The organism is Shewanella sp. 10N.286.52.B9 (assembly GCF_002873635.1).
Lineage (GTDB): Bacteria > Pseudomonadota > Gammaproteobacteria > Enterobacterales > Shewanellaceae > Shewanella.
Map to the genome: position 1 here is coordinate 1 of NZ_MCTY01000211.1, position 14,030 is coordinate 14,030.

At 42.2% G+C, this 14,030-nt stretch carries 10 protein-coding genes; 6 read left to right on the forward strand and 4 right to left on the reverse strand.

Going from position 1 to position 14,030, the window contains the following annotated elements:
- Window positions 1-183: 183 nt before the first annotated feature.
- On the forward strand, window positions 184-1,083 hold the full coding sequence (locus BCU91_RS17165) for a phospholipase A (RefSeq protein ID WP_102438451.1): 900 nt from the start codon (window positions 184-186) through the stop codon (window positions 1,081-1,083).
- 116 nt (window positions 1,084-1,199) lie between these two features.
- Here the strand turns inward: BCU91_RS17165 and BCU91_RS17170 are convergent, their stop codons facing one another.
- The 4 genes from BCU91_RS17170 to BCU91_RS17185 form a co-directional block, all read right to left on the reverse strand.
- The gene (locus BCU91_RS17170; protein WP_102438449.1) at window positions 1,200-2,921 is read right to left on the reverse strand and encodes a hypothetical protein; all 1,722 of its coding nucleotides are present in this window, start codon (window positions 2,919-2,921) and stop codon (window positions 1,200-1,202) included.
- A 738-nt stretch (window positions 2,922-3,659) separates the two neighbouring features.
- Window positions 3,660-4,433: a phosphoadenylyl-sulfate reductase gene (locus BCU91_RS17175; RefSeq protein ID WP_102531993.1), complete on the reverse strand. Its 774-nt coding sequence runs from the start codon at window positions 4,431-4,433 to the stop codon at window positions 3,660-3,662.
- Entirely contained in the window at window positions 4,426-6,117 is a 1,692-nt protein-coding gene (gene cysI, locus BCU91_RS17180) for an assimilatory sulfite reductase (NADPH) hemoprotein subunit (RefSeq protein ID WP_102531994.1), read from the reverse strand. The genes BCU91_RS17175 and cysI overlap by 8 nt, the downstream gene beginning before the upstream one ends.
- Before the next feature lie 100 nt (window positions 6,118-6,217).
- The gene (locus tag BCU91_RS17185) at window positions 6,218-8,002 is read right to left on the reverse strand and encodes an assimilatory sulfite reductase (NADPH) flavoprotein subunit (RefSeq protein WP_102438443.1); all 1,785 of its coding nucleotides are present in this window, start codon (window positions 8,000-8,002) and stop codon (window positions 6,218-6,220) included.
- A gap of 340 nt (window positions 8,003-8,342) precedes the next feature.
- On the opposite strand from BCU91_RS17185, the gene BCU91_RS17190 reads away from it, so the two are divergent.
- From BCU91_RS17190 to BCU91_RS17210, 5 genes are all read left to right on the forward strand, one after another.
- Window positions 8,343-9,536: a Re/Si-specific NAD(P)(+) transhydrogenase subunit alpha gene (locus BCU91_RS17190; RefSeq protein ID WP_102531995.1), complete on the forward strand. Its 1,194-nt coding sequence runs from the start codon at window positions 8,343-8,345 to the stop codon at window positions 9,534-9,536.
- Between the two features lie 5 nt (window positions 9,537-9,541).
- Window positions 9,542-9,817: an NAD(P) transhydrogenase subunit alpha gene (locus BCU91_RS17195; protein ID WP_102438475.1), complete on the forward strand. Its 276-nt coding sequence runs from the start codon at window positions 9,542-9,544 to the stop codon at window positions 9,815-9,817.
- 5 nt (window positions 9,818-9,822) lie between these two features.
- On the forward strand, window positions 9,823-11,202 hold the full coding sequence (locus BCU91_RS17200) for an NAD(P)(+) transhydrogenase (Re/Si-specific) subunit beta (RefSeq protein WP_076540751.1): 1,380 nt from the start codon (window positions 9,823-9,825) through the stop codon (window positions 11,200-11,202).
- Window positions 11,203-11,405: 203 nt separating this feature from the next.
- Window positions 11,406-12,422 carry a sensor domain-containing diguanylate cyclase gene (locus BCU91_RS17205; protein ID WP_102531996.1) on the forward strand — a complete coding sequence of 339 codons (1,017 nt, stop codon included), beginning with the start codon at window positions 11,406-11,408 and terminating at the stop codon, window positions 12,420-12,422.
- Window positions 12,423-12,595: 173 nt separating this feature from the next.
- Complete coding sequence (locus BCU91_RS17210; protein WP_102531997.1) at window positions 12,596-13,948, forward strand: MipA/OmpV family protein; 1,353 nt, start codon at window positions 12,596-12,598, stop codon at window positions 13,946-13,948.
- Window positions 13,949-14,030 lie beyond the last annotated feature (82 nt).

The window sequence follows — 14,030 nt, forward strand, 5'->3', positions numbered from 1 at the left end:
ATATATAATAGATAATACTTAGCTTTTATTCCATTTAGTTATATGAGACCTATTAAGTGGCATTTAAAAACCTTGGTAAACTAGCTGCACAGTTACCATACAAAGCCCAAGCTCAAATCATCAGTACTTTTCATTTTTAACCATAGTGTTAGTCTAGAAAAATATAATTAAAGGGAGCTTTTAATGAAACCAACATGGATCCGATTATGGTTTAGCGCAGCCATTGGTTTAGGAGTAAGCCAAGTGGCTTTAGCTGAAGACTCACTCGTTGATGAAAGAGTAAAAGACGAGCTTAAAACTTCAGAGGAGCGCTTTGTCATTACCCCCCATAAAGTTAATTACATTTTGCCATACACCTATAATGACAACCCTAACACTGACCCATATACAAACTTTACAACCAATGACGACAATGAAGAAGTCATCGATAACGCTGAGGCTAAGTTTCAGATAAGCTTTAAATTCCCGCTGTGGTATAACGTTTTTGGCGACAATGGCCACCTCTATTTCGCCTATACCAACCAGTCTTACTGGCAAGTCTATAATAAAGAAATTTCCTCCCCTTTTAGAGAAACTAATCATGAACCGGAAATGTTCATGCTATTCAATAATGACTGGCAAGTGGCAGGGTTAACAAATTCGTTTTGGGGTGTAGGGGCTGTGCATCAATCTAATGGTCAATCTGGTTCACTTTCACGCAGTTGGAATCGAATTTACGGCACCATGGTATTTGATAGAGGCCCTTTTGCATTAGGTCTAAAGGCGTGGTGGCGGATCCCTGAAGATGAAAAAGCAACACCCAGCTCGCCTGAGGGTGATGACAACCCCGATATTGAAGACTATATGGGCAACTTTGAGTTAACAGCCGTCTATGGCCTTGATGAGCATATGTTTACCTTAATGGGGCGCAATAATTTACAACACCCAAATAAAGGCTCCATTGAGTTTACTTGGAGCTATCCGATATTAGGCAATTTACGCTTATATACCCAGTACTTTAATGGCTATGGCGAAAGTATGATTGACTATAATCATCATAATCAGCGCATTGGGATCGGGGTTTCGATTGGTGATATTCTTTAAAATAGGCCATCACAAACAATAAAAACAACCATAAAAACAACAATAAAAAAGGTGAAGCTGCAGTTATATACAGTTCACCTTTTTTGTTTTCAATACCCGACTAGCTTGTTAGCAACTTAGTAAGCTTTACTATCACCGCGAGTAGAGATTGAAATACCTTTATCGGTAATATCCAAGTTGACCTGCATGCGCATGTCATAATCTTTGAGCATTTCTAGTTCTTCTGGCACTTGCTCACCGCTTTCTTCAATGAGTGAAAATACCGGTTTCAGCACTTTTTGATAATCAATCGACATATTCGCTAAGCCATTGGCGACCAGTGGTTCTTTTGCCAGTTTATTAGCTAAGTCTTCACCTTTATCGCCACTGTAAATAACAATGTGTTGATCTTTAATGGCCATTTGAGCGCTTACCCCCATTGAAGGTGGCAGCATTAGCAATGAAGACACATCGATGGGATCACCATTAGTCTCCAGTTGAACTTGGGCTAACTGAGGCACAAATGGCTTAATCATGTTTAATAGCATTTCTGGGTTTTCAGCCGATAAGCTAATCAGTGCATCTAGGTGCTTAAAGCCAGGCTCACCATTTTCGTCAGTTAACGAAAAGTCGACTATGGTGGCACTCATGCCCTTAACCCCATTGGCCATGCCTGTCATCATGCCAAGCATTGCCGGATTTTGGCCGCTGATTTCATATTGCATTTGCGCTAGTGCTTCACACTGATAACTGGGCGTTTGTAAATCTTGCCAAATTTCAGTTAATGCTGGTGCTAATTGCGCCGCATCAAGCCCCAGTGCTATGGACATGGCATTGTCAGTTAGGCTATTAGTGAAACTAGGAATAAAACCACGCATTTTATTAAATGCACCTAATATCACTTGGTTGTTAGATTCAACCACCATTTGGGCATCAAACTGCGCTTGTTTACGGCTAACATTAAATGCTTTTAAGCCCATAACCGTGCGCGGCCAATTTGCAGCGATAGCATCAAGCTCTGTTTGACACTCAGCCGTTTTAAACTCTGCAAAAGGATCACTGCCAGTGCCATCTAACTCGCCTAATTTAGATAACTGTTTAGCCAGCATATTGCCATCAGTTGAGGTTAATCCTTTCACTAATTCCACATGGTTTATAAAGCTTATACTGTCGTTTAAAAAACCATGAGTCTTAATGATATCTTCAACAATGCCACTGTCACTAATTGGATTATCAACTTTGGATAATCCCAGCGCCGTTGCTAATAATTCTGGTTTATTGAAGGAGGTATTTAAGGTTACTGTTAACCAGCCATCTTGCTGGGCAACAACTAAATCAATCGATTCATCGTCATCAATAAGTGAATAAGCACGATACTCAAGGCCTTCAATGGTTGCCGTGGTGTGGGCTAAACCGCTTTCTTCTGACGCTTTGTCCAATACTTTCCAAATAGCCTGTTCATCAGTGACTTGCACCTTAAAAACAGGCAACGCCCCTAGCGTGTAGGTATATGACTCAATCTTGGCAGGCAAACCAAAGGTTGTTAAAAACAGTTCAGGGTCTTCAAGGCTAGTTAAATAACTTTTATATAAACTGACAAAAAATCCCTCTTGGGCACTTGAATATGGGCCAGCCTGCTCAATTTGCTCTAGTTGGGCAGCACCGTTTTGCCCCATAGGCATTGAATACAAATAATCTTCTAACGGAAACGGGGTGAGTTGTCCTGAAAAAAGTAAGGTATCTGCAGGGATATACGCGAGCATGTCGTTATCAGTTGTGGTGACACCATCGTTGTTCGATAGCATGTATGCGCCTGCACCAGCAGCGGCAATGGCAACTGCGATAGCCAGTTTTTTCATTTATTTGTGCTCCATAATTCACATGTAAGTAATAACAAGTCACTCTTCCTTGAGAGTAAATGCTTAGTTAATGCCGATAACTCAATTTGATCAAGCATAGCGATAACTTAGCACACTTTTAATTTGCAAATAAAATAATGCCTCGATAAAAGTGGCTTGGGGTTTGATAAGCAATAACCGAGTTAAGCAATTGTTTATAAGGTTTAAAAGTCTAATAAAAGGTTAAGCAGGTACCAAAAAGATAGGATAAATAAACCATGAAGATAGCGATATCGATGAAAGGTTGGTTTCTCGGCTAGCCAATGATGGCTAACCGAGATAACCAAATGGATTATGCTTACGCTAGCAAGCCAATCACTACACACTCGTTTTACGAGCGAGGCTTTGGAGGTACGTGGCGTGCAAAAACATGCCTAAAGTGTCGACAAAACCATCTACGGGAACTTCTAAATTTAGACTATAGAATTAACAAATGCCTAATTGTTTTTGGCTAAATATCACGATATAAAGCAACAGAGGTAAATATCAGTCATTGGTTTTAATACTTTGGTCGAAAGCAATGTTAGCTATTAATAATAAGCGCTCGCATTAGCAGTAAATATTAACCTTAGCGACCCATATGTTGCGTTCAACATCCCTATTGACACTTTTATTGAATCCCAAAAATATTAAACTCAAAAAAATATCAGCCTCATTGGACTGATATTTTTTATAACCAAATGACTAACCTGCAATTGGCTAAATTTCGTAATGTAATCCACATTCACGCTTCAAGCCATTAAAACGGGTTTCTTCTTCGCTCATGCCAAGCTCAAGCGGCTTGCTTGAGTGAGTATCACCCACAGACACGTACCCTTGCTCCCAAAGTGGATGATAAGGTAATTGATGCTCAGTGAGGTACTCATGGACATCTTTGTTACTCCAATCAATGATGGGCAGTAGCTTATATTTATCACCATGGATAGCTAAAATGGGCAGCGCTTCACGGGTACTGGCTTGCGAGCGACGTAGCCCGGCAAACCAAGTCCCTACATTCAACTCAGCCAAAGCACGTTGCATTGGTTCCACTTTATTGATGCGATTATACTTTTCTAAGCCTTCGAGATCTTGTTCCCAAAGCTTACCGTAACGCGCCTCTTGCCATGCTGATGACTGCTGTGCGCGAAATACCTGTAGGTTTAAATCCAGTCTTTGGGTTAGCTCATCAATAAATTGATAGGTTTCAGCAAACAAGTATCCGGTGTCAGTTAAAATAACCGGAATATCTGTCTGCGCTTGGCTTACCATATGCAGCATAACGGCAGCTTGAATACCAAAACTTGACGATAAAGCATGTTCGCCAGGCAAAAAAGCTAATCCCCAAGTGACTCGCTCTTGCGCGGTTAAATCGGCTAAAAAGCGATTCACTTTTTCTAGCACTATTTTTTGCTCAGACTTGGGAGCTGATAATAGTGCTTGCAACTCATTGTGATTAATCATCGTAATGACCTCTGTTGCTAACCCGTTAGCCATGAAAATCTACAGCGGCATCGTTCACGGCTTTAATTATGCCAAAGCGAACTGTAAAGTTACCGAAGGTTTCACCTGCATCACGCTCAAGTACATACAAGCCGAATAATCTGTCTAACTCAGTTAAAATTTCAGCTTCTTGAATATTCTCTTTGTACATTTTATTAAGGCGTGTGCCTTCAAAGCTTGCACCTAAATACAAGTTATAACGTCCCGGCGCTTTACCTACTAAACCAATTTCGGCTGCGAACGGTCTCGCACAGCCATTAGGGCAACCTGTCATTCTCACCACAATGGCTTGCTCGCTAATACCATGCTTAGCTTGCAGCGCATCAATATGGTCAATAAACTCTGGGAAATATCGCTCCGCTTCGGCCATGGCTAATGGACAGGTAGGCAGCGCCACGCAGGCAATTGAATGGCCGCGGGTTTGACTGATAACCTTGCCAAAAAAGCCATGCTTACGGGCTAAATCTTCAATCGCAGCTTTATCTTCTTCTGCAACCCCAGCAATAATCATGTTCTGGTTAGAGGTCATTCTAAAATCACCTTTATGGATTTTGGCGATTTCTCTTAAGCCTGTTTGCAGCGTCTGACCTGGCTCATCTTTAATACGACCACTTTCAATGAACAAGGTTAAATGCCAGTTGTTATCTAAGCCTTGAACCCAACCATAACGGTCGCCGCGATCGCCAATCACTACCTCACGTTTAGGTTCAAAACTCACCCCTGCACGCTTTTCAACTTCTGCTTTAAATTCTGCAACGCCATGATCGACAATGGTGTACTTCAAACGTGAACGCTTACGATTGACACGGTTACCCCAGTCACGCTGAACTGTCATAACAGCTTCAGCGAATTTAATCACATCGTCAGTTTTAATAAAGCCAAAATCATCCGCTAGACGTGGGAAGGTTTCCACTTCACCATGAGTTGAGCCCATACCGCCACCAGCAACTAAATTAAATCCGACTAACTCACCCGCTTCAGCGATGGCAATAAAACCTAAGTCATTGGTATAAACATCAACATCATTGTCTGGGGGTACTGCTACAGCCATTTTAAATTTACGTGGCAAGTAGGTTTTACCGTACACAGGTTCGTTAGTTTCAGTATCAAGCAGCTTTTCTTTATCTAACCAAATTTCAGCATAGGCGTGAGTATGAGGCAATAAATGATCTGACAACTCTTTAGCCACTGCATAAGCCTGTTGATGTAACTTAGATTCAACAGGGTTTGGGTTACACATTACGTTACGGTTAACGTCACCACAGGCCGCAATAGAATCTAACGCCGCTCTATCAAGGCCTTGGATCAGCGTTTTTAAATTACGCTTTGGAATGCCGTGATATTGAAAGGTTTGACGGGTGGTTAAACGAATACTGTTTGATGTCGTTAGCGTTGATGAGATTTTATCCACATCCAACCATTGCTCAGGCCTACAAATACCACCTGGTACACGGGCTCGTAACATGAAACTGTATAAAGGCTCTAGTTTTTGTTCTTTACGCTCATTACGTAAATCACGATCGTCTTGCTGATAAAAGCCGTGGAATTTGATCAACTGCTGATCGCCATCACTAAACGAACCGGTAACTTGGGTGTCTAAGCCTTCTTTAATGGTGCCGCGCAGGTAATCACTGTCGGTTTTTAAATATTCATTTACTGCTAACTTTTGCTCACTCATCCTGTGGCCTCTATCGATGCTTTTATGACGCTGGTGATATCAAATCACCAGCGTGTATATTATTTTCGTTATGCTTATTTCGAACTCATGCGGTATTCATTTAGTAAACGTCTTTTTGATAACGTTTCGCACTGCGCAACCCTTCAAGGTAATCCTCAGCGCCCTGCGCATCTAAACCACCATACTTAACTGCGACATCTAGTAAGGCTTGATGGACATCTTTTGCCATGCGCTCTGCATCGCCACAGATATAAAAATGCGCGCCATTTTGTAGCCATGCCCAAATCGCTTCACCTTGCTCTGCAATCCGGTGTTGCACATAAATTTTATGTTGTTGATCACGTGAGAAAGCCACATCGAGGCGCGATAAATCACCCGCTTTTAGGTACTGTTGCCACTCAACTTGGTATAAAAAGTCTTGCTCAAAATGCGGATTACCGAAAAATAACCAGCTATCGCTGTTAACGCCGTCTGCTGCACGTTGTTGCATGAAGGCTCTAAAAGGCGCCACACCAGTGCCAGGGCCAACCATAATAACTGGAGTGTCGCTATTTTCTGGCAAACGAAAATGCTTATTCGGTTCAACGTAAACCTTAACTTGCTGACCTTCTTCTGCAGATGCTAAGAAGTGCGAAGCGCCGCCAAAACGCGCTTGACCCGCACGCTCATCTTCAACCAGTGCCACGGTTAAATGCACTTCGTTTTCCACTTCCGCTTGGCTAGAGGCAATTGAATATAAACGCGGTGTTAATGGGCGTAATAAACTTACTAAGGTTGCGGCATCGATTTTTACTGGATACAAACTGATTAAATCAGCTAATTGATGACCTAATACAAACTGGCGAGTTTGCTCTTTATCTGCAGCAATCGCGCTAAGCTCTGCATTCCCCGCAAGCTCTGCCCATGCCGTCACAAGACCCGGGTAAAGTTGGGTTAGCTCTTTTTTATCTGTTAATGCTTGTTGTAGCGATAAGGTATTTTTACTGACCACAACTTCAGTTGACGGGTCTAATCCTAAACCGCTAATCACTTCAGTGACTAAAGCCTCGTTATTGGTAAACCAAATACCTAAGGCGTCACCCACTTGATAACTGATACCAGATTCGCCTAAATCGATTTCCACGTGGCGAACATCACGATCAGAATCACGACCAGTAAGCTTTTGACTTAATAACACTTCTGCTTCATAAGGATTTTGCTTGGTAAATTCGCTTTCACCCGCCGCTTTGGCGCTATCAATTGACACCACGCTGGCACTGCTAGTTTCAACTAATGGCTCAACCGCTGTTATTACCGACTCAAGCCATTGCTCTGAAGCTTCTTCGTAATCAACATCACACTCAACTAACGGCAATAACTCTGTTGCACCTAAAGCAGATAAGCGTTCGCTGAAGTCTTTACCGGTTTGACAATAAAACTCATAGCTTGAGTCACCCAAGGCCAAAATTGAAAAGTTAAGTTGATCTAACTTAGGCGCTCTTTTTGAAGCAAGGAACTTATGTAATTCAATAGCATCATCTGGCGCTTCACCCTCACCGTGGGTACTCACCACCGCGATTAAAATGGTTTCTTGCTTTAACTGACGCACATTGTAATCAGCCATCGAGCTTAAATTAACCGTAAAGCCTTTAGCGGATGCCTTTGCAGCTAACTCTTTAGCGATACCTTGACCATTACCCGTTTGACTACCAAATAAAATTGTCACAGTTTGCGCTGCACTAGCCTCTGGCGCACTTGCTGTTTGCCCTTGATTTGAAGATGCAGCCAAATAGCCACTAACCCAAGCTAATTGCACCGCAGATAATTCAGAAGTGAGCTGTTTTAGCTTGTCGACTTGTCCTTGAGACAATGGCGATGCGAATGAAGAAAGTTCTTTTAACAACATTGGAGAGCCCTATAACAGTTTAATATCATCAGATTACTCCGATTCTTTAAAACCAAAAAAGACTAAAAGTTGATTCTTTATTCCATTAAGGAATATGCAAAGCTGCATTTTTAAGCTACAAAAGTGTGGTCTAGTGCAAACTTTTGGGTCTGAACTCGGTAAAAATGTGATTTAGCGCATTATTTACTTGTTTCAAACCTAATAATTGCCAGAATGAAGCACCTAAAAAATGTGCACCATAAAAAGGCACTTAGAAAAAATGAGTATTTAAAACAAAGTTGTATTAAATACTCACACGACCCGACCCTTCCCTATTTACACTAACTAAGAGGTTGTCCTTTTGAAATTAGGTCTACCGAAAGAGAGTCACCCAGGTGAGTTACGCGTTGCGTTAATCCCTGCCAATGTGACCGCATTATTAAAAAAACAGCTACAAGTGATCGTAGAATCAGGCGCTGGACAAAACGCAGGCTTTACCGACGACGATTATGTCAAGGTAGGCGCCACTATTGCTTCATCACGAGCAGCGCTACTGAATGAAGCTGACATCATTACCGTGGTGAACTGTAAGGGTGAGCAATTCGATGAAATTAAAGCGCTAATCAAGCCTCAGCAACTGCTGATTGGCATGATGGACCCGCTGATTAACCCGCAAAATGCCCAAGCAATTGCTGTCACGGGTGCCAGCGCGATTGCCTTAGAACTTATTCCACGTATTACCCGTGCCCAAAGTATGGATGTGTTGTCATCAATGGCAACGATTTCAGGCTATAAAGCTGTGTTACTCGCCGCCCATAAAGCGCCGCGTTTATTCCCAATGATGATGACAGCTGCTGGGACATTAAAACCCACTCGCGCCTTTATTATGGGTGTGGGTGTTGCGGGACTTCAGGCCTGCGCCACAGCTAAGCGTCTCGGCGCCGTTGTCGAAGCCTATGATATTCGCCCTGCGGCGCGCGAGCAGATTATTTCTGTTGGTGCAAAACCGGTTGAGCTTGATATTGAAGCCGAAAACACTGAAACCAAAGGCGGTTATGCCACCGAGCAAAGTGATGACTTTTTAAAGCGTCAACAACAAGCGATGGCGAATGTGTTAGCACAACAAGATATTGTGATTACCACTGCAGCCATTCCAGGCCGTAAAGCCCCTGTGCTTATCACTAAAGAAATGGTTGATGGCATGAAAAACGGCACCATCATTGTTGATTTAGCGGCTGAATCAGGTGGTAACTGTGAATTAACCCGCGTTGATGAAGTTATTATGCACAACGGCGTGATGATCTTAGGGCCATCTAACGTACCTAGCACTGCAGCGAATCATGCCAGCCAAATGTATGGTAAAAATGTCGAGAACTTACTGAACTTAATCGTCAGTAAAGAGGGTGAACTGGTTCTTGATTTTGAAGACGAAATCGTCAGAGACACTGTTGTTGCCCATGGCAAAGAAGTCACCAGTGCTCGACTAAGAGATTTATTGGGTCTTGCGCCTTTAGCAACGCCTGAAGCTGACACCAGTGTAGAGGAAAAAGCATAATGGATATGACCTTACTATTATTACTGACGCTTTTTGTCGTCGCAGTATTTTTAGGTGTTGAGCTGATCACTAAAGTGCCACCGACACTGCACACGCCATTAATGTCTGGTTCGAATGCTATTTCAGGTATTTCACTGGTAGGCGCCCTACTGTCAGCAGGTTCTGGCGGTGGCATGATAGTGAATGTACTTGGCTTTATCGCCGTAGTGCTGGCTACCATCAATGTGGTCGGTGGTTACATGGTCACCAATCGTATGCTAGCTATGTTCAAGAGGAAATAGACTCAATGACAACAATTATTTATTTGGCTTACCTTGTTGCCGCAGTCCTGTTTATTCTTGGTATTAAAGGACTGACAAAACCTAAAACAGCGGTTCGTGGCAACCAATTATCAGCCATGGGTATGTTTATTGCTGTGGTGGTAACCCTATTTGACCAAAGCATTCTTAGCTATGAGTGGATCATTGCCGGCGTACTATTAGGTGGCACCATTGGTGCAGTGATGGCGACTAAAATTAAAGTCACCGACATGCCGCAAATGGTTGCACTGTTGAATGGTTTTGGTGGTGGTGCTTCACTGGCCATTGCTGCGGCAAGTTTCCTTGACCCGACTGCAGCTACTAGCATGGTGGCGTTAATTTCTATCGGAGCGACCATTATTATTGGTGCAGTTACCCTTTCAGGTTCATTTGTGGCTTTTGCTAAGCTGCAAGAGCTTATTTCAGGTAACCCAATCAAAGTCCCAGGTAATAAAATCCTTAACGCGCTGCTGCTGATCACTGCGTTTGGCTTAGCCATTGCGCTAGTCATTAACCCTGCTAACGTCAGCTTAATGTATGCTTTAGTGGCTGTGGCAGTGGTCTTGGGTGTGTTATTAGTGGTGCCAATTGGCGGCGCTGATATGCCGGTTGTTATTGCACTACTGAACTCCTATTCTGGTATCGCCGCGGCAACGACTGGTTTCATTACAGGTAATACGGTATTGATTATCTCAGGTTCACTGGTTGGTGCATCAGGAATTATCCTCACACAAATCATGTGTAAAGCCATGAACCGTTCATTATTTAACGTCTTATTCGGTGTGATGGCTGAAGGCGGCGAGAAAGTCGATGCAGATGAAATTTACGCAGGTAAAGTAAAATCAACTTCGCCAGATGAAATTGCCATGATGCTAGAAACCGCTGAACGTGTGGTTATTGTCCCAGGTTACGGTTTAGCCATGGCGCAAGCACAGCATGCAGTACGTGAGCTCGCTAACGTTTTACAAGAGCGTGGAGTCGATGTGAAGTACGCGATTCACCCTGTTGCTGGCCGTATGCCTGGCCACATGAACGTGCTACTTGCAGAAGCTGAAGTGCCTTATGAACAGTTAGTTGAAATGGATGAGATTAATCCACAATTTGCGCAAACGGATGTCGCGATTGTCATTGGTGCCAATGATGTCACCAACCCAATGGCACGTGAAGATAAAGGTAGCCCCATCTATGGTATGCCAATTCTAAACGTCGATAAAGCCCGCACCGTGGTGGTAATTAAGCGTTCATTAAGCCCAGGGTTTGCAGGTTTACCTAACCCATTATTTGCCATGGATAATGCACTTATGTTATTCGGTGATGGTAAAAAAGGCATTGTTGAGCTGACGCAAAGCTTAAAAGAAGCTGATTAATTTTCAACATGTTAGATATACCCCCTAAAAAGGCCGCTTAGCGGCCTTTTTATTAATAAGCGCTTCATTTCTATCATTGGGAGAATAAGTTATCAATAATCATACATTCTCATTCTTGACGAATTTATGAGTAAAATGTACAAAGGATATACCGATTGCTTTTCAAGCTTTAGCTCGTTTTAACACAAGGATGATTTTCTCAGATGGACCCATTGGCTTCACAAATTCAACAGCTCACAGCTCAGTTAAATCAACTCACCCAAGAGAATGATTTACTTAAGCAGAAACTAAAGCTGTGTGAAGAGAAGCTCTCAGCAACACTCGATGGCACAGGCTTGTGTCTGTGGGAGCAACATATCCCTTCTGGCGATCTGACCATTTTCAATCAAGAATGGGGCGCATTGCTGGGTTATACCCTCGAAGAGCGAGCGGCAAATATTTCTAGCTGGAAAAGCCATTTACATCCTGAAGATAAAGACTGGGTCATCAAAGCTTTTGAAGATCACCTCACAGGTAAAGAAGAGGTTTATCGCGCCGTTCATCGGATGATCCATAAAAATGGCACCACCAGCTGGGTTTCAGACAGGGGACGTATTGTGGAATATACCCCAGATGGTCAACCCTTAAGGATCATGGGCACTCATATTGATATAACCCAAGAAAAGCGCTATGAACTTGACTTAGCTCGCCTTGCCCACCAAGACCCTCTCACCGACTTGTTAAACCGTACTGCGATTGAAACAGCATTCCAGCAGATACAGAAAAATACCAATTTCCAATCAGGAACATTACTATTTATCGATGTCGATAACTTTAAAGGGGTTAACGACAGGTATGGTCATCATTTTGGGGATTTGGTGTTAGTAGAGATAAGCAATACCCTAAATCATTATTGCCAAAAGTTAATTTCTAAACACAAGGTCAGCATAGCCCGACTGGGTGGCGATGAATTTGTGATAATTACCGCTATTGCAGACTTCGCGACTATCAGTATGTTCGCCGAAGCATTAATCAATCACTTTAAACAGTTACAAACAATAGATGATAAACCGCTATCACTGGGGTTAAGCATTGGTATTAGTCGTTTTAATCAACGAGACCAATTCACCCACGTTTGCGAGCAAGCAGATAATGCCATGTACGGTGTAAAGCAATCGGGTAAGCATAACTATTCTTTTTGGCAGCAATCAGTCAAAATAAAAATGCACCAGTTAGGCTAGCAATGTCGCGTTAAAAAAATGCTGTTAAAATTTTTCGCTGTCACATTCACCAATATCTACATGCTATAATCCTGAAAATAATATAAAAATTAGTGTTTACTTAGCTTTTTACCACCTCTTATCCTGCTAGGTAATAAAAATTATTGTTGATAAAGATTAATGGTAAAACCTCTATGCCTAAAACGTCCTCTTTACTTACCGCATTTGTTTGCTTAAGCACATGCTCTTTTTCTGTCATCGCTGACAATGACCAAACCAAAACGGTTAATCCACCAAGCAAAGCTGAGTCTCATGCAGATGTAGAATACTTCCCATCAACCTGGGGAGTTGGCATTGGTGTGCGTAAAGCTGATATTCCTTATGCCACTGAAAATGATGATGTCTATGACGTCATGCCATTGATTGAATTTGAAAATGATTATTTTTATTTAAATGGCTTAGAGGGCGGGGTTCATTTATGGAAAAATGATGAACATCAAGTCAATGTTTATAGTCGTTTTCGGTTCGTTGACATCCCTAAAGAATATCAAAATCAAACCCAATCTGACGCCTTTGATTTTGGTTTTCAATACCGCTTTCAAAAAGACGGCCTAGAAGCTGATGTTGCCATCATGAGTGATGGTAACAAGCGCATGTATGGTTACACTCGTACTCAATACCACTGGCAAGGCGGTGATTGGCAATTAAATCCTTATGCCGAATTCCAATGGAAAAGCAACGATTTCAATGAACATTACTATGGCTTAGAGCTAGCCGATCCCTGTGCTGGATTGGCTTTTTCAGCAGGGGTTAATGCTCGCTATCACCTTGCCAGTAATTTATACCTATTGGGTAACTTTGGGGTAACCCGCCTTGAAGATGATATTTATCACTTGCCCACCATTGAAAATCAATATCAATTTGAGTCCTTATTAGGCTTTGGCTTTTTCCCTGATAATAAAAGGCCCAATACCAATCCAGTCCCTAAAGAAAGTGGCGAATTTTTAAGAGTCGCACACGGCTGGGCAACGCCTTCAAGCTTGAATGACATTTTAACCGGGAATGCCAAAGGCGATCGTTACAACAATCAAATGACCTCCCTTTTCTATGGTATCCCACTCAGTAATAGCTTATTCAACTTACCCATTGATTTATACTTAACAACAGGTGCTGTTTGGCATCATGACTCTGAAGTACAAGATAACTTAGCTGAAGGTGTACTTGCAGTTAAAGCCTTTTACACCATAGATTTAGGCTGGCGTTTTCGGATCGGGGTTGCTGAAGGGTTATCTTATGTCTCTGATGTCACCTACATTGAAGGCAGCGAACTTGACGAAAAAGATTATCGACCCTCAAAACTATTAAATTACTTAGACTTTTCATTTGATGTTAACTTGGGAGATGTGTTCAACCACGCCCCAATGAAAAACGCATGGCTAGGTTATAGTATTCATCATAGATCAGGGATTTTTGAAACCAGCTCAGCTTTTGGCCGCATCAAAGGTGGCAGCAATTACAACTCGGTTTATCTGCAGTGGCATTTTTAACTTAAAAACATTGCCATAAAAAAAACAGATTGTTAGTACATAAAAAAGCGACTTAATTAGTCGCTTTTTTATAACGTTTAAG